Genomic DNA, 22,381 nt, shown 5'->3' on the forward strand with positions numbered 1-22,381 from the left:
CGGTCCGAGCGGGACGCTGGGCCGGCTGAAGGCGATCCCGTCGTCTGGTCAGTCGCGGACGATCGGGCGTACGTGGTTCTCGATCCCGAGTTCCACGAACACCTTCTGGAGACGCGCCAAGGCCGCAGTACGGTCCGCGCTCTCCGCGATCTCCAGGTCGAGATTGCCGCCGTGCTCGCCGGTGCCCGCGCCGGTGACCTCGCCGTCCAGCGCGAACTCCGCTGTCAACGCGTCCTCCAGGTCGTCCCGGTCGATCGGCAGCCCCGAAAAAACGATCTCGACGAACACTCTGGTCCCCCTTCGTCCGCCCGGCACTGTAGCGCCGAGGGCAGACACACCTCGTGCCCCCGACGGGTCCGTCGGGGGCACGAGGTGTGTCAGGCGTACGCGGTCAGGCGTCCAGGGTGCCGGCCGCGCGGCCCTCGTGGAGGGTGAGGTTGCGGCCGTTGGACGGGTCGAACAGGTGGATCTTCTCCAGGTTGAACCAGACCCGCCGGTTCTCGCCCTCGCTCACCGTCGACTCGGCCGACAGGCGGGTGACCAAGTTCGATCCGCCACCGGCGAAGTCGGCGGCACCGGTGTCGGCGGCCAACTCCTCCAGTTCGGCGGCGGTGGCCCGCTCCCCCTCGACGGTCAGGTAGACGTACTTGTCCGAGCCCATCGACTCGACGATGTCCACCGGCGCCTCGAACTCCATGCCCCGGCGGCGGGTCTCCTCGTCGATCAGTTCGGCGTCCTCGAAGTGCTCGGGCCGGATGCCGAGGATCAGGTCGCGGGAGGCGTCGGCGGCCTCCAGCTCACGGCGGATCCGATCGCCGATCGGCACGTCACCCAGGGCGGTACGCAGGGTGCCCTGTTCGAGGGTGGCGGGCAGGAAGTTCATCGACGGGGAGCCGATGAACCCGGCCACGAAGAGGTTGTTCGGGTTCTCGTACAACTCCTGTGGCGGGCCGACCTGCTGGACCGCCCCACCTCGCATGATCACCACGCGGTCGCCGAGGGTCATCGCCTCGGTCTGGTCGTGGGTGACGTAGACGGTGGTGGTGCCGAGCTTCTTCTGCAGGCGGGACACCACGGTCCGCATCTGCACCCGCAGCTTCGCGTCCAGGTTGGACAGTGGCTCATCCATCAGGAACGCCTTGGGCTGGCGGACGATCGCCCGCCCCATCGCGACCCGCTGCCGCTGCCCGCCGGAGAGGTTGGCCGGCCTGCGGTCCAGCAGCGACGTCAGTTCGAGCACCTTGGCCGCCTCGTCGACCTTGCGGTTGATCGTCTCCTTGTCCAGCTTCGCCAGCCGCAGCGGGAACGCCATGTTCTCCCGGACGGTCATGTTCGGGTACAGCGCGTAGGACTGGAAGACCATCGCGATGTCCCGGTCCCGGGGTGCCTTGTCGTTGACCCGTTCGCCGCCGATGCGCAGGTCACCGGAGCTGATGTCCTCCAGTCCGGCGATCATGTTGAGGGTGGTGGACTTGCCGCAGCCGGAGGGACCGACCAGGATCACGAACTCGCCGTCGGCGATCTCCAGGTCGACGTCCCGCACCGCCGTGGTGCCGTCCGGGAATTTCTTGCTCACTTTGTCGAGCACGATGTCAGCCACGAGTTATCACCTATCCCTTGACGGCGCCGGAGGTCAGGCCGGAGACGATGCGGCGTTGGAAGAAGAGGACGAACAGGATGATCGGTACGGTGATCACCACGGCGGCGGCGCAGATCGCCCCGGTGGGGTCCTCGAACTGCGACTCGCCGGTGAAGAACGACAACGCCACCGGCACCGTGCGCGAGCGTTCGGTGGAGGTCAGCGAGATGGCGAACAGGAAGTCGTTCCAGCAGAAGATGAAGACCAGGATCGCCGTGGTGAAGACCCCCGGCGCGGCGAGCGGGGCGATGACCCGCCGGAACGCCTGGCCCTGGGTGGCGCCGTCCATCTTCGCGGCCTTCTCCAGATCCCAGGGGACCTGCTTGAAGAACGCGGACAGCGTATAGATCGCCAGCGGCAGCGCGAAGGTGATGTACGGCAGGATCAGACCCGGCCAGGTGTCGAAGAGCCCCAGCTGCCGTTCGATCTCGAACAGCGGCGAGACCAGCGACACCTGCGGGAACATCGCGATCAACAGGGCGACGCCGACGAGCAGGCGCTTACCGGGGAAGTCCAGCCGGGCGATCGCGTACGCGGCCATGGTGCCGAGCACCACGGCGATCGTGGTGGCGATCAGCGCGATGCCGATGGAGTTGACCAGCGCTCGGACGAACTGGTCGGTGGCGAAGATGTTGCGGTAGTTCTCCAGCGTCCACTCGCGCGGGATGAAGTTGCCGTCGGTGAGCGTGGCCGGCGTCTTGAACGACAACGACATGATCCACAGCACCGGGATCAGGGCGAAGACGACCACGATCGTGTTCATCACGCCCCACTGGAGCTTGACCTTGGTGGTGTCGGCCATCTCAGCGCCTCTCCCCGTCGTCACTGCCGGGGGCAGCGGTACCGAACAGCTTCACGAAGATGAATGCGATGATCGCCACGGCGATGAAGATCAGCACCGACATGGTCGACCCGATGCCGAGGTTCAGGCCCCGGATCAGGTTGTTGTAGGCGATCATCGACACCGATGAGGTCTGGTTGGCCCCGTTGGTCAGCACGTAGATGTTGTCGAAGACCCGGAACGCGTCGAGGGTGCGGAACAGCAGGGCGACCAGGATCGCCGGCTTCATCACCGGCAGCATCACCTTGGTGAACCGCTGCCACGCGGTGGCCCCGTCCGTGGAGGCCGCCTTGAGCAGGTCTTCCGGCACCAGCGCCAGACCCGCCATCAGCAGCAGCGCCATGAACGGCGTGGTCTTCCAGATCTCCGCCAGCATGATGATCGCCAGCGAGCTGGCCCGTTCGGTCAGCGGTGCGCCGTCGGAGAAGAGGTTGGCCAGATAACCGGTGCCGGGCGTCCACGCGTACCGCCAGGAGAAGGCGGCGACGACCGTGACGATGCCGTACGGGATCAGCGCCGCCGTGCGCACGATGCCCCGGCCGACCAGCGTCCGGTGCATGACCAGCGCGAGACCCATGCCGAGCACCAGTTCCACGGCGACGGTGACCACCGTGATCAGCATCGTCACGCCGAACGCGGTCCACCAGAAGTCGTTGGTCAGCACGGTGACGTAGTTGTCCAGGCCGACGAACTCCCGCTCGTCGGGGAAGCGCAGGTCGAAGCGCTGCAACGACAGCCACACCGAATAGAGGATCGGATAACCGGTCACCGCGACCATGACCAGCGCGGCCGGCGCGCACAGCAGCCAGCCCAGTTTCCGCTCGGCCCGCTTGTTCTCGCTCAGCGGGGCCTTGCGGCGACGGTTGGACCGCTGCGCGGGCACCGTCGCGTGTCGGGGACCGTCGGTCGTCTCGTCGACCGTGTCGGTGCCGCTCGTCGTGCTTCGCTCGGTCACGGCAGCACTCCCCTCGACTCCAGCGCGTCCGCGACGGCGTCGCGCAGCTCGTCCGCGGTCGCGGGCGGGTCGATCGCCGACGGCGGCGACAGGATCGCCGACATCACCGTCGAGATGCTCTGGTACGCCGGGGTCAGCGGCCGGACCGCCGGGTCCCGCAGCTGTTCGAGGATGGTCTCCTTCATCGGGTACGCCTCGTCCATCTCCGGGTCGTCGTACACGCTCTCGATGGTCGGCGGCACGCCGTCGTTGATCGCCGAGAACTTCTGGCTCTCCGCGTTGCGCAGGCACTTGGCCGCCTCGAAGGATTCCGCCGGGTGCTTCGAGTGCGCGCTGACCGCGAGGTTGATCCCGCCGATGGTGACCCGGCCGGGCGTACCCTCGTCGATGCCGGGCACCCGCGCCCAGGCGACCTGCTCGGCCAACTGCGGGTTGGCCTCCTGCATGGCCGGATAGACGAACGGCCAGTTGATCTGGAAGGCGCCGTTACCGGCCTGGAAGTCCAGCCGGACCGGATCCTCCATGGCGTTGCTGAACGACGGCGAGGTCACGCCGGACGTGGCGAAGTCGCGGAGCTGCTCCAGCGCCCGCACCGCACCCTCGTCCATCGCGGCCTCGGTGCCCTCGGCGTTGAGGATGTTGCCGCCCGCGCTGGCCACCAGCGTGTTGTAGAGCACCACCAGGCCCTCGTACTGGGCGCCCATGGTCAGCACCTGATGCGGCTGGCCCTGCTCCTTGAGCCGCTGCGCCATCTGGATCATCTCGTTCCAGGTGGTCGGCGGCTCGGGCACCAGGTCCTTGCGGTACCAGAGGAGTTGGACGTTGGTGTTCTTCGGCGCACCGTAGAGCTTGTCCTCGTACCGGGCGGTCTCCAACGGTCCTTCCAGGGTGCCGTCCTCGACCTCGGCCCGATCCTGCCCGGTCCATTCCAGGATCCACTTCGCGCCGGCGAACTCCTGCGTCCAGGTGACGTCGAGGCCGAGCACGTCCATCCCGTCGTCGTCGGCCGCGAGCCGGCGCACCATCTGCACCCGCTGCTCGTCGGCCTCCCGGGGCAGCACCCGGTAGTCGATGCGGTAGCGCCCACCGGCCTGCGTGTTGCACTGGTCGACCACCTGCTGGAAGTTCTCCTCCGGCGGGTAGTAGAGGTTGATCGTGGGCACCCCGCCGTCGCCGCCGGAGGCGCAGGCAGCCATCGGTGCCAGCAACGTCAGCGCGGCGGTCGCCGCCGCGACACGTGCCCGAGGTCGGCGTCTGCTCATACCGGTACTCCGCCGCGCTCCGGGGCGCCGCCCGGCACCACGGCGCCGGGCCTGCTGTACGGCTGATCCATGACCCCTCCCTCGGTCTCGACCAACAACCCGGGAAGAGGTCTCGTGCCCCGGCGCACGACGACGCGGCCAGGGCTTCTGACCTGCCGGTTCGCCGCCCTGGCGCCTCGTGGCTGCAACACTGCCCGAGCCGGGAAGCCGCGAAACCCACCGCGTGACACGACTTAAACGTCACTTTGCGTGGTCCAGGTCACACCGGAGGCCGACCCGGACGGTGGGCGTTAGTCTCGGGCGGTGGATGCCACCTTCTTCTTCGATCCCGCCTGCCCGTGGACCTGGCGCACGTCACGCTGGCTGGTCGCCGCCGCCGAAGCCCGTGACCTGCGCATCGAGTGGCGCGCGTTCAGCCTGAGCATCCTGAGCGGGGGTCAGGCCCCACCGGAGTACGCCGAGGCGATGGCGGCGTCGAGCCGGGCGCTGCGGCTGGTGGAGGCGCTGCGCGCGGAGGACCGCCACGAGGATGCCGGCCGGTTCTACACCGAGTTGGGCACCCGTACCCATGACGCCGGCAACCCGCCCAGCGACAAGCTGGTGGCGGAGGCGGTGACGGCGGCCGGTCTCGACGACATGGCCTCCGCGCTGGACGACGACCGCTGGGACGCCGAGGTGCACGCCTCGCACGCGCTGGCGTTCGGCTCGGCCGGGCCGGACATCGGCTCGCCGGTGCTCATGGTCCCCGGCGCCGACCGGGGCCTGCACGGCCCGATCCTCACCGAGGTACCCGACCTCGACGACACCCTGCTGCTCTGGGACAGCCTGCTCCCCCTGTTCCGCATGTCGGCCTTTCACGAGGTCAAGCGCGGCCGCCGCTGACCTCTCCCCCGCCGCACACCCACCTCGCCGCCCCGCGCCGCTCGGTCACCCCGGGCGGCGCGGCCATTGTGCGAAACCCGCCCACCCCGCCCCGCCACGTCGATCATGGCCTTGTGGCACCCGAGATGTCCGGACACTCCGCATCGACGGCGACCTCAACTCCATGATCGGCCGGTCAGAGCAGGCAGCGGCGGAGACGGTGGGGCGGGGTGCGGCGGGGCGGGGTTGGGGGCAGGATCGGCGGCATGCTCGCGCGTTTCAAGGACCTCTGTCTCGACGCCACTGACCCGAACGCTCTCGGCGGGTTCTGGGCCGGGGTGCTCGGCGGAAGCCTGGTCGACACCGGGGACGGTGACGGCAGGGTCGACCCGCCGACCGGGCGGTCCTCGGCCGAGGCGATCTGGATCAACCGGGTGCCGGAGCCACGAAGCGTCAAGACCCGCGTACACCTTGATCTGTGGCTGGCCGAGCCGCAGCCGACGGCGCTGCTGGCGGCCGGGGCGCGGATCGTGCGCGAGCCCGACTCGGAGATCGACTGGTGGGTGCTGGCCGACCCGGAGGGCAACCTGTTCTGTGCCGTCCCGCCCGGCGAGGATGCCGCTCCCGGGCCCTTCGAGCTGGTGGTCGACTCCGCCGACGCGGCCGCGCAGGCCGCCTGGTGGTCCGGCGTCGTCGGCGGCGAGGTCCACCCCAGCGACGAGGGGTACGCCAAGATCGTCGGCGCGAGCGGGTTCCCGTGGGACTTCTGGATCTTCGACACCGTGCCGGAACGCAAGACGGTCAAGAACCGCATGCACTGGGACGTCGATCTCGTCGACCCCGAGCCGACCGCGCTGATCGCCGCCGGAGCGAGCCTACTGCGGGAGCCGGACGACACGGTCAGCTGGTGGGTGCTGGCCGACCCGGAGGGCAACGAATTCTGTGCGTTCGCGCCGCATCCCACCACTTGAGTGATACCGGGCGGCCGTCGGGTCGACTAGCGTGACTCCTGCCGTGCCGTCAGCGCGTACGCCGTCGCCGCCGTTACGCCACCGGCCCACCCCGATCCGCCGATCGGTGGGTTCTCGCGGGAACACCCCGTCACCGGTCCACCGGTTGGGCAGGATCGTCCCCAACGAGGAGGTGCCGTCGTGGTGCAGGACACCCGCGATCTCGCCCTGACGTTCGAGGTGAGCGGCCTGCCACCGGTCAAGACCGAGGCGCTGTCCATCTTCGCCGCCGGCCACCGGCAGGCGACGAGGGTCCGCGCCCTGCTCCAGGCCGCCTGCGAGGCGGCACAGAAGACCGGCTGGACCCCGCTGTCCGGCCCGATCGAGGTGGACCTGACGCTGCGTTGCCCGCCCGGGCACCGCACCTCCGACGCCAGCACCCTGCTGGGCGGGGTGTGTGCGGTGCTGCAGGACAAGAAGCGGGTGACCAGCATTGGCCTCGCCCACCTCGGTGTCCTGGTCGACGTCGCTCTCTACGACGACGACAAGCAGATCCGCCGGTTGTCGTACGTGGAGGAGCCGGGCGAGGACTTCTCGTACCAGATCCGCGTCGCGGCGGTGCCGAACGTGGTTTGACGGACGGTGGTGGTCGGGTACCGCTGCCGCCGACGAAGGGAGCACCGATGTCGGAGCCACATGTCACGCTGGAACCTCGTGACCCGGTCCAGGAGAAACTGCGCGGGCCCTTGGAGCAGCAGCTGACATCGGCACTCCAGGTGGCCGCCGACCGGATCCGGGACTCCTACACCGGCGAGCCGGTGGAGCAGGTATGTCAGCAGCTGCTCGACGAGACCCGCGCCGGTCTGCACCCGGACATCGCCGCAGCCTTCCAGCCCGACATGGACGAGTTCTGCCGAGTCGCCGTCGCCATCGTGCGCGGCGAGACCACCTGAGCCGGGCTCGACGACGACACGGGTCAGGACCGGACCCGCACGCTCCGGCCCTGACCCGTCCGGCGTGGGCAGCGCACCAGCCGCATGCCGGCGCGCGTGTCAGCAAGCCCCAGCACGGCAGCCGGCCCGCCAGCACTCAGCTCCACGGTGCCCCACGACCGGACCCGGTACCGCGACCCACCCCGGCGAGTCGCGGTACCTGGGGCCGAGGCTAGGCGGGTCGGGGCCGAGCCCGCCCGGGCCGGTACGGACTATTGCCAGCAGCGGGGAAAAGCGGCAGGAGCCTGTAACACCCGCCCGACGTCGAGCGCTGACTCGATCGGACCGGCCGACCAGCCCACCCGGCCACCGGCCCGCCGCTTCAGAAGTGCGTGAGCAGGTCGGGAAAAGCGCGCAGATGCAGTACGCCCTCGTCGCTCGGATCCAGCTCGTCGTGTTCCAACACCCAGGTGTTGGCGTTCGGGATGAACACCGCCCCCCAGCCGGCCGCCCGCGCCGGCAGGATGTCCGAGCGCGGCGAGTTGCCGATCATCCACGCCCGGGTCGGGTCGACGCCGTGCTCCCGGCTCAGCCGGTGATAGGTCGCCACGTTCTTCTCCGGCACGACGTGCGCCGCGGCGAAGTGGTGCAGCAACCCACACGCGTCGAGCTTGCGCTGCTGCTCCTCGCGCTCCCCCTTGGTCAGCAGCAGCAACTCGTGCCGCCCGGCCAACTCGTCCAGCGCGTCGGCCACCCCCGGCATCAGCTCGACCTGGTGGTTCACCAGCGCCACCGCCAGTTCGTCGATCTCGCGGCGCTCCGCCTCGGTGGCCGGTCGTTCCCGCAGTCGCTCCAGGCACTCCCGCAGGCTGCGCAGGAAGACCTTGCTGCCGTACCCGTGCGCGACGGCGTTAGCCCGCTCGATGTCGTCGAGCACCGCCCGTAACTGCGTCCGGTCGAGCGTCGGATGGTCCACCCAGGTGAGGAAGTCGTCGATCACCCGCTCGAAGACGACGTTGTTCTCCCAGAGCGTGTCGTCCGCGTCGAAGACGAGCACCCGGCCCGGCTCGATCAACCCGTCATGCGTCACGCCGCGACCCTAGGCAACCCGACCTCCCTCGGCCACCCGATTACCTTGCCCTGGAGGGCGGCAGCAGGCACCGATCGTGGACAGCTTCCGCCGCCCGCCGGAGGCTGTGCCCGAGTCCGCGCTCAGCCCGACGAGATGCACGCGAGGGGTCGGCCGGGGCCAGACCGGAACGTGCCTGGCCCCGGGATCGCTCTCAGCTGCGTCGACTCCACTGCTGGTTCGCGCCGCCGTTACAGGCCCAGAGGATGATCTTCGTGCCGTTGGCGGTGGCGGCGCCGTTGGCGTCGAGACAGAGCCCGGACTGGACGTTCGTGATGGTGCCGTTGGCGTTGACGTTCCACTGCTGGTTGAGCCCGCCGTGGCAGTCCCAGATGATGACCGTGGTGCCGTTGGTGGTGCCCGCTCCGTTGGCGTCCAGGCACTTCGTGCCGTACACGGTCAACTGCTTGCCGGCGGTGTGGGTCCAGCGCTGTTGGGTGCTGCCGGAGCAGTCCCAGAGTTGGGTCTGGGTGCCGTTGGTGGTGGCGCCGCCGGGGACCTCGACGCACCGGCCGGACTGGCCGCCCACGATCTGCGCGTCGGTGGCGCTGCCGGTGCCCTGCCGCCGGACGAGCGACGTCGACTCGGCCGACCGGCTGCCCTGGGCATCCACGACGAAGAGTCGGTAGTCACCCGAGGTGGTGGGCACGGCGATGGTGGTCGCGTTGCCGTCCGCCCTGGTCATCGTCGGGCCGACGGTGAAGGTGGTGGTGCCGGAGGGCGCCAGCCAGAGCGTCCTGCTCTGGTCACCCGTGCTGCGGACCGGGATCGAGGTCGTGCCGCTGGCGACGAACGTGCTGGCCGGCAGGACCAGGTCCGCCTGGGGCAGGTTGCGGGGTTGGGTGATGTCCCGGAACGCGGCTTCGAGCCCGGAGTTCACCGCGATCCCGTAGGCCGCCGCCGGCCAGACGTAGTCGGCGGAGACCAGGATGTCGTGGATGGTGCTGTTGGGCAGGTTCTTCTGGGAGACCTTGTTGATCGGACCGTACGTCTGCGTGATGCTCAGGTCGTGCTTGCGTCCGAAGTCGTCGGAGTTGATCATCCAGGTGATGTTCTTGTCCACGTTCAGGACGTTGTCCCGGAAGGTCATGTACGCCGAGCCCTCGTCCGGGTGGAGCCCGTACTTGTGGCCGGCCGGGACACCTTGCAGATAGTTGCTGTGGATCGCGGTGCCCGGCTGACTGCCCAGCGTGTAGATCGGTGCCGTGTCACTGAGTCGCTGCACCGTGTCGATGATGTGGTTGTGGCTGACGGTGTTGTTCTTCGCCGTCGTGGTGGGCCGGTTGGGCACGATCGATCCGGAGGATCCGTCGAAGTTCCACCATCCCCAGCCGAGCGTGATGCCCGCCCACGGCGTCTTCTCGATGCGGTTGTGCTGGATCGTGAGCGTGTCGGCGAAGTACGCCGCGACCGCGCCGTGCCCGTTGAACAGCACCGCGCTGTCGTGGATGTAGTTGTTCTTGATCTCGATGTTCTTCGGCGCTCCCTCGACCTGGGGCGGGTACTTCTCGCGGTTGGTCGAGGTGTGGTCGCCGACGTAGACGTGCTGCGGGTGTCCCACGGTGATCGCCGAACCGGCGACGTCGCTGGTGAGGTTGCCGATCGCCTGCGAGTTGACCACGTCGTTGACCATGTTGATGCCGTCGGCACCGGTGTGCTGGATCCGGTTGCGTTCCAGCCGGATCCCGTCGGCGTTCTGCACGTGGACGATTCCCGGGGTGACGTCCACGTTGCGGTAGTGATAGACGTGGAAGTTGCCCTTCGCGTACGCCGACGCCCCCAGGTTGCCCTGCTGTGCCTGCTTGAACACCGAACCGGCGACGGTGAACAGGTTCCAGTCGGAGTGTCGTACGGTGAGGCCCGAGAACGTGATGTTGCGGGCGCGGCTGGTGGTCGAGGTGCCGGCGATCCGCAACGCGGTCGTCACGTTGTTGGGCGCGAAGACCGTGGCGGTGGACATGTTGTCGGCGCTGGCCTTGTAGTAGTAGACCGTCCGGCTGGACTTGTCGAAATAGAACTCGCCCGGCGCGTCCAGGAACTCGTAGGCGTTCATCACCTTGTGGCTGCCGGCGACCTGGGCGTTGCCGTTGAACGCCCCCTGCGCGATGGCGGCACCCGGCTGCTGGAACAGCGCGATACGGCTCTGACCGTCAGCGCTCGTGGTCACCTGCCGGACTCCCACGATGGCGGTGGTCCAGGTGGTGGCCGTCTCGATCTCGATGTCCTCCTGGTTCCGGGAGATCGCCGGGAAGTCACCCTGGCCGTATCTGGCGCCGTCGCACTGCGAGCCGGACTCCCATGCCCAGTCGGCCTGCCCGGCGGTGATGGTGTACGTGCCGTGGCACCCCGCCGAGGTGATCGTCTTGGCGGCCATCTGGGCCCGCTGGCCGTTGACGTAGAGCGCCCGCAGCTTGTTGGCCCGGTCGAGCGGCGCCTTCCAGATGTTCCCGCTGTGCTGGGTCCAGCCGGTCACCTGCACACCGGCTTCGAGGACCGGCGTCTCGCCCGGGTACGCGGCGTACACGACCCGGTGGCCGTTGGCGCCGGAGTCGCTCGACCCGAACTCGACCGTGCTGTTCACCGGGTAGCTTCCACCGCGCAGGAGCACCTGGATGTCGCCGGTCATCGTCGCGGTCTTCGTGCGGACCACGTCCCGCGCGCGCTGGAGCGTCCGCAACGGTGACGCGATCGTGCCCGGGTTGGCGTCGTTGCCACCCGGCGCGACGTAGAGGGTCTCCTGCACCGCGGCCAGAGCCGGAGTGTGACCCGCCACCACGGCCGGCAGCGCGGCGGTGACGAGCACCGCCAGCGCGAGCAGGGAACCGTGAGCAGTACGGACGTGGGATCTCATTGCTGGACCTGCCACTTCTGGTTGTCGCCACCCCGGCCGGATCGGACGTCGCGGTGTGCACGTCCGGGCAGCGGCCGGGGTGGGCGGTGCCGAATGTCGCGACCGTCGGGTCAGAACCGGGCCCAGCGCTGGTTGGTGCCGCCGTGGCAGCTCCACACGATGACCGTCGAGCCGTTGGCGGTGCCGGCGGCGTTGACGTCCAGGCACAGGCCGGTCTGGGCATTGCTGATCGTGGCGTTGCCGTTGAGGACCCACTGTTGGTTCGCCCCACCGTGGCAGTCCCAGATCTGCACGCGGGTGCCGGCGGCGGCGTTGTTCGGCACGTCCAGACACTTGCCCATCACCTGCAACGCCCGTCCGTTCTGGGTGAACTGCTGGTTCGCCCCGGTGTGGCAGTCCCAGATGAGCATCTGGGCACCGTTGGCCGAGCTCGCGCCGTCGACGTCCAGGCACCGGCCGGATGCCTCGTTGCGCAGCCGGTTACCGGTCGGGTTCGGGGTGGTGCCGCCGTTGAGGGCGTCGAGGACCGCCGTGTACGCGGCCTTCTTGTTGCCCGCGCAGTCGAACAGCAGGGCGTTGTCGCCGCCACGCCAGGAGTCGCAGTCCCGTACGCCCCACACGGTGATGCCGGTGCAGCGTGACACCGCCAGGCAGGCGCGGGTGACGGTGGCGTAGATGTTCGCCTGGTTGGCCCCCTGGGTGACGTCCAGCTCGGTGATCTGCACGTCCACGCCCAGGTCGGCGAAGCGTTGCAGGTTGGCCTGGTAGTCACCGGCGATCGTGGTGCCGAGGTGGGACTGGAAGCCGACGCAGTCGATCGGCACGCCGCGCGCCTTGAAGTCGCGCACCATGTTGTAGATGCCGGTCGACTTCGCGTTGACCCCGTCGGTGTTGTAGTCGTTGTAGCAGAGCTTGGCACCGGGGTCGGCCGCGCGGGCGGCGCGGAACGCGGCCTCGATCCAGTCGTTGCCGGTGCGTTGCAGGTTGGAGTCACGGCGGGCGCCGCTGCCGCCGTCGGCGAACGCCTCGTTCACCACGTCCCACGAGTGGATCTGCCCCCGGAAGTGGGTGGCCACCTGGGTGACGTGGTTGATGGCGGCGTTGCGCAGGTCGCCGCCGGACAGTCCCTGCGCCCATCCGGGCTGCTGGGCGTGCCACAGCAGGGCGTGTCCCCGGACCGACATGCCTCGGGATCGGGCGTGGTTGACGATGCGGTCGCCGGCGCTGTAGTTGAACACGCCCCGCTGCGGCTCGGTCGCGTCCCACTTCATCTCGTTCTCGGCGACGAGGCTGTTGAACTCGCGGTTCAGCACGTTCATGTACGTGGTGTCGGAGAACTTGTACGTCCCGACCGCCGCGCCGAAGTAGCGGCCCCTCTCCGCCGCCGAGGTGCCCAACGTGGTGCCGGCGCTGGCCGCGCCGGCGGGCACCAACGCCGCGCCGGCCACCAGCAATCCGACCGTCAGTACACGCAGCGCCGGGGCGAAGGACCGCCGCCGAGGACCGCTCGGATGTCCGAGATTCTTCATGCTTCCAGCACCTCCACAGTCGCGTCGCGTCGATGAGTTAGCGCTAACACAACCGGGCGGCTGACGCCCTCGCCGGATGGAAGACGGGAGACGAGGGGACGCTACGCATCGATGAAGGTGAGATTGCCACAAAGTTACGGAGCACTCAAGAAGCTCTTTTCCGCGACTCACTAACTTAGACGTTTTCCTATGTAGATGGCCTAGCGGCAAGTCGATGACAGCGTTTTCGACCCCCCGACCCCGCCGTCAAGAGATCCACCGAAATAAATGGCTAAAGCCGCCGGGATCCGCGATGTTCACGCGAACATCGAGTGCACATGGACCGCCCCGGCCGGGCACCGGGAAGCCACCCGGGCCCGGCAGGTGGGACACCCGCGGGAACAGCGCCACGCCACCGGCGAGGTGAGCGGCTCAGCGCGGGCTGAAGAGGTGGTTACCGAGCAACTGCTCGCGTTGCTCCTGGGCCTCGGGACGCAACCGACCGCCCCGGGTGAGCATCACCATGCCGTGCAACAGGCTCCAACCGAGTTCGGCGAGCGTGTCGTCGTCCTGCGCGGCGGCGGACGCGGTCAGCGCCGCCCGCAGCTCGCCGAAGGCCGCCGCGACGGTCTCCGGCACCTCCTCGGCCCCGAGGGTGAGGTCCGGAGTGTGAGCGAACATCGCGTCGTAGATCTCCGGATGCGCGTAGGCGAAATCGAGATATGCCGCCATCACCGCCGGCCACACCTCGGCCGGGCAGTCGACCGCCGTACGGGCAGCGGTCAGCGCGGCGGCCAGGTCGGCGAAGCCCCGCACCGCGACGGCGGCGACCACCGCATCCCGGTCGGCGAAGCGTTCGTAGAGGGCCCCGAGGTCGACATCGGCGCGCTCGGCCAGCCGGCGGGCGGTCACCCCCGCCCAGCCCTCGGCCTCGGCCAACCGCCAGGCGGTGGTGACGATCGCGTCGCCGCCCGGCTCACCGTCTCCGTGCTCTGCTCCGGACACCCCGCCGAGGGTAGTCGCGGTGCCGCCCGGTGGACCCCTCGCGACGGAATGGCGACTCTGACCCGGCCGGTCAGCGCCGCAGCGTGAGGATGAGGTCGGCGACCAGCGCCGACCAGCCGGTCTGATGCCAGGCACCGAGCCCGGCGCCGTTGTCGCCGTGGAAGTACTCCGGGAAGGCGATCAGGTCCCGCCAGTCCGGATGGGTCTGGAACAACTGCGCCGCGCCGTAGATCGGCCGCCGCCCCCAGTCGTCGCGGGTGAACAACGCGATCAGCCGGGCGGAGAGATCGTCGGCGATCTCGTCCAGGGTCTTCTTCACCCCGGAGCGCGTCGGGTACTCCACCTGGAGGTCCTCACCGAAGAACGCCGCGTAGTCGCGCAGCGCGCTGATCAGCAGGAAGTTCGTCGGCATCCAGATCGGGCCACGCCAGTTGGAGTTGCCGCCGAACAACCCACTGGTCGACTCGGCCGGCTCGTAACCGACGCAGAACTCCTGCCCACCCAGGGTCACCGCGAACGGCTTGTCCAGATGCGCCCGCGACAACGTCCGCAGGCCGTACTCGGAGAGGAACTCGTCGGTGTCCAGCATCCGGGCGAGCACCCGGACCACCTGCTCCGGCCCGCACATGGACAGCAGCCGCTGCTGCCGCCCGTCCGGGCCGATGCGTCGGGCGCCGACCACCGAGGCGTACTCGGGGCGGTTGGTCAGGAACCAGCGCAACCGGGCACCCAGCTCCGGCAGCCGGTGCAGGGTCCGCGCGGGCAGCCGGGTGACCGCCGCCAGCGGCAGCAACCCCACCACCGAACGCACCTTCAACGGCACCTTCGTCCCGTCGGCCAGCCGCAGCACGTCATAGAAGAACGCGTCCTCGTCGTCCCAGAGCCCCTGGTCGTACGCGGCCGCGGCGATGTAGGTGAAGTGCTCGAAGAACTTCGTCGCGGTGTCCACCCAGGTGCGGTCGTGCTCGGCCAGCACGATGGCGATGTCCAGCAGGTTGAGCGCGTACATCGCCATCCAGCCGGTGCCGTCGGACTGCTCCAGCACCCCGGCCACCGGCAACGCCGCCGACCGGTCGAACGGGCCGACGTTGTCCAACCCGAGGAAACCGCCCTCGAAGACGTTGTTGCCGCCGGTGTCCTTGCGGTTGACCCACCAGGTGAAGTTCATCAGCAGCTTGTGCATCATCCGGGCCAGGAAGTCGTGGTCCCGGCTGCCGTCGATCTCGAACACCTTCAACGCCGCCCAGGCGTGCACCGGCGGGTTGACGTCGCCGAACGCCCACTCGTACGCCGGAATCTGCCCGTTGGGGTGCAGGTACCACTCGCGCAGCAGGAGCAGCAGCTGGTCCTTGGCGAAGCCGGGGTCCACCCGCGCGATGCTCACGCAGTGGAAGGCCAGGTCCCAGGCCGCGTACCAGGGGTACTCCCACGGGTCCGGCATGGAGATCACGTCGAAGCTGGTCATGTGCCACCAGGCACTGTTACGGCCGTGTCGGCGCCCGGCCGGCGGCGACGATCCCGGATCGCCCTCCAACCACCGTTTGACATCGAAGTGGTAGAACTGCTTGCCCCACATCAGCCCGGCGATGGCCTGCCGGGCGATCAACGCCTCGTCGGCGCTGGCCTTGGCCGGGATCACCCCGTCGAAGAACCGGTTCGCCTCCGCCCGCCGCGCCCACACCACGGCCTCGAAGCCGTCGCCCAGGTCCGCCGGAGGCGAGTCGACGGCACCGGGCGGCGGGGCCGTACGCGTCAGCCGCAGCCGGATCTGACGCTGCCCACCCGCCGGCACGTCCAGCACGTAGTGCAGCGCGCCCTTGGTGCCGGTCAGCTCCGGGTTCACCGTCTCGGCACCGTCGACCACGTGGTCGTTGATGCCGTCCTTCGGGTACGGCGTCCGGCTCGGCAGCCCCCACAGCCGCTCGGCGTTGGTGTCGTTGTCGCAGAGCAGCGGGGTCGGGTCGCCGTCGCCTTCGAGCCGGACCTGCCCGAGCACCCAGTGCTCACCGACGAGCCGGGCACCCTCCCCGACGATCTGCGGCACCCGGTCACCGCCGGGCAGTCCCCAGGCCCAGGTGTTGCGGAACCACAGGTGCGGCAGGACGTGCAGCCGCTCGGCCCGGTCCCCCCGGTTGACCACGGTCACCACCATGCACAGGTCCGTCGGGGTGGCCTTGGCGAAGTCGACGGTCACCGCCCAGTACCGGTCGTCGTCGAAGATGCCGGTGTCGACCAGCTCGTACTCGGTGTCGTCCCGTCCGCGCAGCCCGTTGACCGCGACCAGCTCGTCGTACGGGAAGGCGGCCTGCGGGTAGTGGTAGCGCCAGCGCATCCACGAATGGGTGGGCGTGGAGTCCTCGTACCACCAGTAGTCCTTGACGTCCTCGCCGTGGTTGCCGCCGTCACCGCCGAGACCGAACATCCGTTCCTTGAGGATCGGATCCCGCTCGTTCCACAGCGCGAGGGCGAAACAGAAGGTCTGTCGGTCGTCGCACACGCCCGCCATGCCGTCCTCGGACCACCGGTAGGCTCGGGACCGCGCGTGGTCATGGGGGAAATAGTCCCAGGCTGTGCCGTGCTCGCTGTAGTCCTCCCGTACCGTCCCCCACGCCCGCTCGGACAGATAGGGACCCCATGCACGCCAGTCCTGCTCGCCGGCATCGGCCTGGGCGAGCCGGACCCGTTCCGCGTCGGGGGCCGGGGCGGAGGACGAACCGTCAGTGATCACCTTTACATCTTCGACGCCGCTGGGGTACTTCACCACAGCGGCCATTGTCGTCGTGTCGTGTTACACCTCGCCGCCGGTGGAGGAAAGTTGATCGAGATTCGCTTCGGCTCGCAGGTCTGCGGAGAGCTGACCAGCGCCGCCGGCCGCGAGTGGTTGGTGCCCGACGGCCTCGGCGGGTACGCCATGGGCACCGTCGGCGGGCTGCGCACCCGCCGGTACCACGGGCTACTGGTGGCGCCCGGAGACACCCCGGCCGCCCGCAAGGTGGGGCTGGTCAGCCTCGACCCGGCGGTGCTGCTGCCCTCCGGCGCCCGGGTCCGCCTCGGCGCGCACGAGTGGGTCTCCGGCGACGTCGACCCGCGCGGCTTCGAGCTGCTGGAGCGCTTCGACCTGACCGACGGGCTGCCCCGGTGGCGGTGGCGCATCGGTGACGTGGTGATCGAGCGGGAGCTGGCCATGCTGCACGGCCGCTCCTGCGTGGCGGTGGTGCACCGGTTGATCAGCGGCGGCCCGGTCGAGCTGGAACTGGCGGCAGCCTGCACCTGGCGCGACGCCCACGGCGAGCGGCGCGCCGACGGTCCGCCGCTGCGGATGGACCCGGTCGACGGCGGCGCGGTCATCGAGGGCGCGTACCGGCTGTCCGGGCCCGGCTGGTCCCCGCAGGGCCACTGGTGGCGGGGCGTCTACCACCGTGAGGAGGCCGCGCGCGGCCTGCACCCGGAGGAGGACCTCTGGTACGCGGGCCAGTTCCGCGACGCCCTGCGCCACCCCGGCGACACCGTGTCGGTGCTGGCCTGGGCGCAGGACGCGGCTCCGACACCGCCACCGGCCACCGAGGTGGTCGCGGCGGCCCGCCGCCGCAACCGGGAGGTCGTCGCGTCGACCAAGCCCGCCGACGACGTCGAGGCCACCCTGGCGCTGGCCGCCGACGCGTTCATCGTGCGCACCACCGACACGCCCGTGGACGTGGTCGCCGGCTACCCGTGGTTCGGTGCCTGGTCGCGGGACACGATGATCTCCTACGAGGGCCTGTTCCTGCGGACCGGCTGGGCCGATCGCGGGCGTGAGCTGCTGCGCGCGTACGCGGCGACGCTCTCCGAGGGGATGCTGGCCAACACCGCCGACACCGGCCGGGTCGAGTACAACACCGTCGACGGCACGCTGTGGTTCCTGCACGCGGTCAGCCGGCACGTCACCGTCACCGGCGACACCGACCTCGGCGACGAACTGCTACCGGCGCTGCGCGGCGTCGTCGACGCCCACCTGGCCGGCACCCGCTACGGCATCGCCGTCGACCCGGCCGACGGGCTGCTCACCTCCGGCGCCCCCGGTGCCGCGCTGACCTGGATGGACGCCCGCGTCTACGGGGTACCGGTCACCCCGCGCCACGGCAAGCCGGTCGAGGTCAACGCGCTGTGGATCAACGGGGTGGCCGGGGTCGCCGAGCTGGCCGACCTGGCCGGGCAGGACTCCGACGGGCTGCACCGACTGCACGAACGGGCCGCCAAGGCGTTCCGGGACCGCTTCCCCACCCCGTCCGGCTGGCTGCACGACGTGGTCGACGCCCCCGCCCCGGCGTACCCGCTCGGTGGCGCGGCCTTCCACGACGACGACCTGCTGCGACCCAACCAGCTCCTGGCCTGGTCGTTGCCGTTCGCGCCGCTGGAGGCGGACCCGCGCGCGGTCGGCCTGGTCGGGGCCGGGCTGCTCACCCCGCTCGGCCCGCGCAGCCTCTCGCCCGACTGCCCCGGCTTCATCGGCCGGCACCGGGGCGGACCGGCCGAGCGGGACAGCGCCTACCACCAGGGCACCGTCTGGCCGTGGCTGATCGGCCCGTACGCCGACGCCAGCCGACGCGCCGGTCTGCCCGTCGACACGCTGTTCACCGGGTTGGAGGCGCACCTGACCGAGTACGGCCTCGGGTCGGTCAGCGAGACCGCCGACGGCCGGGCCCCGCACATCGCCACCGGCTGCCCGTTCCAGGCATGGTCGGTCGCGGAGTTGCTGCGCGCCCGCCGGTGACCCGGGTGGTGGGGCACCCGCGCGGGCGCCCCACCACGTCAGCCCAGGCCCACCGGGTCAGCCCAGGAACACCGGCTCAGCCCAGGCCCGCCGCCACGGCGGCCTGACGGCCACCGACCACCGGCAGGGTGATCCGGGTGCTGTCGAAGTGCACGGTGATCTGCGACCGGGTCTGCTTGGCCCGGCTGCTGTAGCCGGAGTAGGAGCCGAGCAGCACCACCCCGATCTGGTGGCCGGTCTCGAAGACGTAGTCCTCCGGCATCAGCGGCACGTCCACGCCGTACTTCGCGCCCGGCACCAGCGGCGTCGACACGAACAGCGAGTCGAGGTTCAGCCCGTCCACGACGCCCTTGGTCACCAACTCCTGCGGGTTGCTCGCCACGGTCTTGACGGTCTGCCGGTAGCAGCCCTCCTCCGCGTACCCGCCGAAGGTGGCCGCCTCGCCCCAGCAGTCCTCGGTGCTGCGGGTCTGGATGCCGTCGCCGCTGGTGCTGAACCGCTCCCGGGTGCCGTAGTCGACCAGCAGCCCGGCGAAGCTGGTGTCCGTACCGTCGACCGACGCCTTGATCCGCACGATCGGCGTACCGGAGATGTGCAGCGGCGCCGTCAGCGGCGCGGAGAGGAACACCAGGCGGTTCTCGGTGTTGGCCGACGAATCCGACGGGTGCCGGATCGCGGTGGCCTGACTCATCGTCGGGGTGTCCCGGAACGTCGCCGAACGGTTGCCGGGGCCCGAGCGCACCGACAGCCCACCAGGGCCACCGTCGGTGCCGGGTCGCAGGAACACCTGGGTGGGTCGGCTGCCCGGCAGCGGCCAGTCGGCGTGCGTCTCCCAGACGTCCGGCAGCCGCTCGACGTCGACCGCCGGCTCCCGCATGATCCCGTTGTCGATGCCGTGCAACCAGAAGTCGAACCAGCGGTGCAGGGTCCGCACCCACTCGGCGCGGCGGAAGTCGAACGGGTCGATGTGCCCGGTGCCGGTCAGCCAGAGCTTGCGCGTCACGTTCTGCTCGGCCAGCGCGTACCACCACTTGCTGAAGTGGTCCGCCCGGACGTTGTCGTCGTTGATGCCGTGCACCACGAAGACACTGGCTTTGACCTGGCCCGCGTGCGGCAGGTAGTCCCGTTCCGCCCAGAAGTCGTTGTAGTCGCCGGTGGCGTCGTCGCCGCCCTGGCCGAGTTGGGTCCGCACCGGGGCGCAGTACTGCCGCCGGTCCGGGTTGGTGACGTTGTTGGCCAGGCTGCCCGAGTAGTTGTTGGCCCGGGTCACCAGCCCGTTGCTGCGCGAGTAGTCGTACCAGTTGGAGATCGCCGAGATGGGCACGATGGTGGTCAGCCCGTCCACACCGGTCGCGGCGGCCGCGTTGGCCAGCGTCCCGTCGTACGACTTGCCGATCATGCCGGTCCGGCCGTTGTGCCAGTCGGCGACGACCTCGTTGCCCTCGGCGTCGACGCCCTTGCGGCGGCCGTTGAGCCAGTCGATGCCGGTCGGCGCGCTGATGTTGTCCGCCCGCCCGCCGGTCACCGGGCAGCCGGTCGAGTTGTTGGTGCCGATCATGTCCAGCAGGATCACCGCGTAGCCGCGCGGGACAAAGTAGTTGTCGTAGAACAGCGGCCAGCGGTCGTTGAGGCCGTCGCCGTCCAGGTCCGCCTTGCACTCGCTGTCGTTGCCCCGGCAGACCGTCGAGAAGTACGGGCTGGCATCCATCACCACCGGCACCCGCAGGCCCTGCTCACTGGCCCGGGGCCGGATGATGTCCATCGCCACGACGTCGAGCGCGCCGTCGGCGTCGGTGTCGACGTCGGAGGTCACGAAGATCCGTTCGCGGATCGCGTCGGCGTACCCGAACACCGGCTGGGTGACGCCGTCCGCGACGACCGGTCCCGGACCGGCGGACACCGGCTGCGCCGTCGCCGGGGTCACCGGCAGCACGGCCGCGATCACCGCGACCGCCACCGCCGGAACCCACCATCGCCTCGTGGTTCGCATCCTGCTTCTCCTTCCCGGCACCCGACGTCGACCGCCGCACACCGGAGCTGGCGGGCGGACCCAGGGCCCGTCGGTACACCGTCCGAATAGAACCTACGAAGCCGGACGTGGCAGGTCATCCGACACCTGTGGGACATACCGACGATCGACTCCTACGAATGTCGTAGAAGCGCGGGGCGCGACCCCACCGCACCCGGGCGACCCGTCCGCCGCGCACCCGCCGGCAGCCCTTTACACCACCGCAACGGCTACGTCTCCGCTGGTTATCCAGCCCCGACCAGGATTGGTCCCGATCCAGCCGCGACACCGACAGGCCCGCCGGGGGGCCTGATGCCGGCCGCGCGGGGACAACTCCAAGGGGGCGCGTATGTCACCGAACGCCGACGTGATCGACATCAACGCCGCACGCTCGCAGCGGGTGCTGATCCTGTCCTGGGAGTACCCACCCGTCCTCGTCGGCGGGCTCGGCCGCCACGTACACGCCCTCTCCGTCGCCCTGGCCGCCGCCGGCCACCAGGTCACCGTCGTCACCCGCCACGCCGACGGTGCGCCGCTGGAGGAACACGTCGACGGCGTACGCGTCGTGCGCGCCGCCGAGGACCCGGTCACCTTCCCCCTGGCCACCGGCTCCCTGCTGGCCTGGACCATGGCGTTCAACCACACCCTCACCCGCGCCGCCCTGCGCGCCGCCGACACCGACGACTACGACGTCGTCCACGCCCACGACTGGCTGGTCGCGCACACCGCGATCACCGTCGCCGAACACCTGGATCTGCCGCTGGTCACCACCATCCACGCCACCGAGGCGGGCCGGCACCAGGGCTGGCTGCCCGAGGAGATGAACCGCACCATCCACGGCGTCGAGCACTGGCTCAGCAACGCCTCCACCCGGCTGATCGCCTGCTCCGGCTACATGCGCGAGCAGATCACCACGCTGTTCGACGTCCCCGCCGGCCACGTCGACGTGGTCCCCAACGGCGTCGACGACCGGGCCTGGCGGGCCCGCCCCCGCGCGGTCGCCACCGCCCGCGCCCGCTTCGCCGGAGACGGCCCACTCGTCGGGTACGCCGGCCGGCTGGTCTACGAGAAGGGCGTGCAGCACCTGGTCGACGCCATACCCGAACTGCGGGATCGGCACCCCGGGCTGCGGGTGCTGATCGCCGGAGACGGCCCGTACCGGGGCGAGTTGGAGGAGCGCATCGGGCAGCACGGGCTCGGCAGCACCGTCCGCTTCACCGGCTTCCTGGACAACACCCAACTCCCGGCGGTGCTCGGCGCCACCGACGCCACCGTCGTCCCCAGCCTCTACGAACCCTTCGGCATGGTCGCGCTGGAAGCCGCGGCGGCCGGCGCGCCCCTGGCCGTGGCCCGCACCGGCGGCCTGGCCGAGATCGTCGAGCCAGGCGTCACCGGCGTGACCTTCCCGCACAGCGACCCGTCGGCACTGGCCGGCGCGGTCGGCCGACTTCTCGGCGACGAGGTCTTCGCCCGCCGGGTCGCCCGAGCGGCCCGCACCATGGTCGGTCGGCGGTACGGCTGGGCCACCATCGCCGCCCGCACCGCCGAGACCTACGCCGTCGCCCGCCGCGAACACGGGCCCACGCACTCCCGACACCCCGCCGTCGACCCGTCGCCGCGCCGCCGCACCATCACCATCCCCGACGGCAACCTGCTGGCCGTGTGAGGGGACGCCGGCCGACCGTCGAGA

17 protein-coding genes are annotated in these 22,381 nt (G+C 70.1%); 6 read left to right on the forward strand and 11 right to left on the reverse strand.

Annotated features, from left to right (window positions below; translation table 11 throughout):
- Positions 1–48 precede the first annotated feature (48 nt).
- From ACIBO1_RS22615 to ACIBO1_RS22635, 5 genes are all read right to left on the reverse strand, one after another.
- On the reverse strand, positions 49–288 hold the full coding sequence (locus ACIBO1_RS22615) for a hypothetical protein (protein WP_396749646.1): 240 nt from the start codon (positions 286–288) through the stop codon (positions 49–51).
- A 103-nt stretch (positions 289–391) separates the two neighbouring features.
- Complete coding sequence (locus ACIBO1_RS22620; RefSeq protein ID WP_396749649.1) at positions 392–1,600, reverse strand: ABC transporter ATP-binding protein; 1,209 nt, start codon at positions 1,598–1,600, stop codon at positions 392–394.
- 10 nt (positions 1,601–1,610) lie between these two features.
- The gene (locus ACIBO1_RS22625; RefSeq protein ID WP_396749651.1) at positions 1,611–2,441 is read right to left on the reverse strand and encodes a carbohydrate ABC transporter permease; all 831 of its coding nucleotides are present in this window, start codon (positions 2,439–2,441) and stop codon (positions 1,611–1,613) included.
- A 1-nt stretch (position 2,442) separates the two neighbouring features.
- On the reverse strand, positions 2,443–3,435 hold the full coding sequence (locus ACIBO1_RS22630; RefSeq protein WP_350699492.1) for a sugar ABC transporter permease: 993 nt from the start codon (positions 3,433–3,435) through the stop codon (positions 2,443–2,445).
- Positions 3,432–4,697, reverse strand: a complete 1,266-nt coding sequence (locus ACIBO1_RS22635) for an ABC transporter substrate-binding protein (protein ID WP_396749653.1) — start codon at positions 4,695–4,697, stop codon at positions 3,432–3,434. The genes ACIBO1_RS22630 and ACIBO1_RS22635 overlap by 4 nt, the downstream gene beginning before the upstream one ends.
- 303 nt (positions 4,698–5,000) lie before the next feature.
- Between ACIBO1_RS22635 and ACIBO1_RS22640 the strand changes: the two genes are divergently transcribed.
- The 4 genes from ACIBO1_RS22640 (at position 5,001) to ACIBO1_RS22655 (ending at position 7,461) form a co-directional block, all read left to right on the forward strand.
- On the forward strand, positions 5,001–5,579 hold the full coding sequence (locus tag ACIBO1_RS22640) for a DsbA family protein (protein ID WP_396749656.1): 579 nt from the start codon (positions 5,001–5,003) through the stop codon (positions 5,577–5,579).
- 245 nt (positions 5,580–5,824) lie between these two features.
- Positions 5,825–6,529, forward strand: coding sequence for a VOC family protein (locus ACIBO1_RS22645; protein WP_396749658.1), 705 nt, complete (start codon positions 5,825–5,827; stop codon positions 6,527–6,529).
- Between the two features lie 183 nt (positions 6,530–6,712).
- Entirely contained in the window at positions 6,713–7,144 is a 432-nt protein-coding gene (locus ACIBO1_RS22650) for a hypothetical protein (RefSeq protein WP_396749745.1), read from the forward strand.
- Positions 7,145–7,191: 47 nt separating this feature from the next.
- Positions 7,192–7,461 carry a hypothetical protein gene (locus ACIBO1_RS22655; RefSeq protein WP_350699500.1) on the forward strand — a complete coding sequence of 90 codons (270 nt, stop codon included), beginning with the start codon at positions 7,192–7,194 and terminating at the stop codon, positions 7,459–7,461.
- A gap of 361 nt (positions 7,462–7,822) precedes the next feature.
- On the opposite strand, the gene ACIBO1_RS22660 is transcribed toward ACIBO1_RS22655, so the two are convergent.
- The 5 genes from ACIBO1_RS22660 to ACIBO1_RS22680 all read right to left on the reverse strand — a co-directional run bounded on the left by ACIBO1_RS22660 (position 7,823) and on the right by ACIBO1_RS22680 (position 16,706).
- Positions 7,823–8,497, reverse strand: coding sequence for an HAD family hydrolase (locus ACIBO1_RS22660; protein ID WP_396749748.1), 675 nt, complete (start codon positions 8,495–8,497; stop codon positions 7,823–7,825).
- Positions 8,498–8,723: 226 nt separating this feature from the next.
- Positions 8,724–11,420 carry an RICIN domain-containing protein gene (locus ACIBO1_RS22665; RefSeq protein ID WP_396749660.1) on the reverse strand — a complete coding sequence of 899 codons (2,697 nt, stop codon included), beginning with the start codon at positions 11,418–11,420 and terminating at the stop codon, positions 8,724–8,726.
- Between the two features lie 110 nt (positions 11,421–11,530).
- The gene (locus ACIBO1_RS22670) at positions 11,531–12,949 is read right to left on the reverse strand and encodes an endo-1,4-beta-xylanase (RefSeq protein ID WP_396749662.1); all 1,419 of its coding nucleotides are present in this window, start codon (positions 12,947–12,949) and stop codon (positions 11,531–11,533) included.
- A 411-nt stretch (positions 12,950–13,360) separates the two neighbouring features.
- On the reverse strand, positions 13,361–13,933 hold the full coding sequence (locus ACIBO1_RS22675; RefSeq protein WP_396749664.1) for a TetR/AcrR family transcriptional regulator: 573 nt from the start codon (positions 13,931–13,933) through the stop codon (positions 13,361–13,363).
- 70 nt (positions 13,934–14,003) lie between these two features.
- On the reverse strand, positions 14,004–16,706 hold the full coding sequence (locus tag ACIBO1_RS22680; protein WP_396749667.1) for an MGH1-like glycoside hydrolase domain-containing protein: 2,703 nt from the start codon (positions 16,704–16,706) through the stop codon (positions 14,004–14,006).
- Between the two features lie 42 nt (positions 16,707–16,748).
- Between ACIBO1_RS22680 and ACIBO1_RS22685 the strand changes: the two genes are divergently transcribed.
- Positions 16,749–18,683, forward strand: coding sequence for an amylo-alpha-1,6-glucosidase (locus tag ACIBO1_RS22685; protein ID WP_396749670.1), 1,935 nt, complete (start codon positions 16,749–16,751; stop codon positions 18,681–18,683).
- Positions 18,684–18,759: 76 nt separating this feature from the next.
- Here the strand turns inward: ACIBO1_RS22685 and ACIBO1_RS22690 are convergent, their stop codons facing one another.
- On the reverse strand, positions 18,760–20,673 hold the full coding sequence (locus tag ACIBO1_RS22690; protein ID WP_396749672.1) for a Xaa-Pro dipeptidyl-peptidase: 1,914 nt from the start codon (positions 20,671–20,673) through the stop codon (positions 18,760–18,762).
- Positions 20,674–21,040: 367 nt separating this feature from the next.
- Between ACIBO1_RS22690 and ACIBO1_RS22695 the strand changes: the two genes are divergently transcribed.
- Complete coding sequence (locus ACIBO1_RS22695) at positions 21,041–22,357, forward strand: glycosyltransferase family 4 protein (protein WP_396749675.1); 1,317 nt, start codon at positions 21,041–21,043, stop codon at positions 22,355–22,357.
- Positions 22,358–22,381 lie beyond the last annotated feature (24 nt).

The organism is Micromonospora sp. NPDC049903 (assembly GCF_044460945.1).
In the GTDB taxonomy this organism is placed as follows: Bacteria; Actinomycetota; Actinomycetes; order Mycobacteriales; family Micromonosporaceae; genus Micromonospora.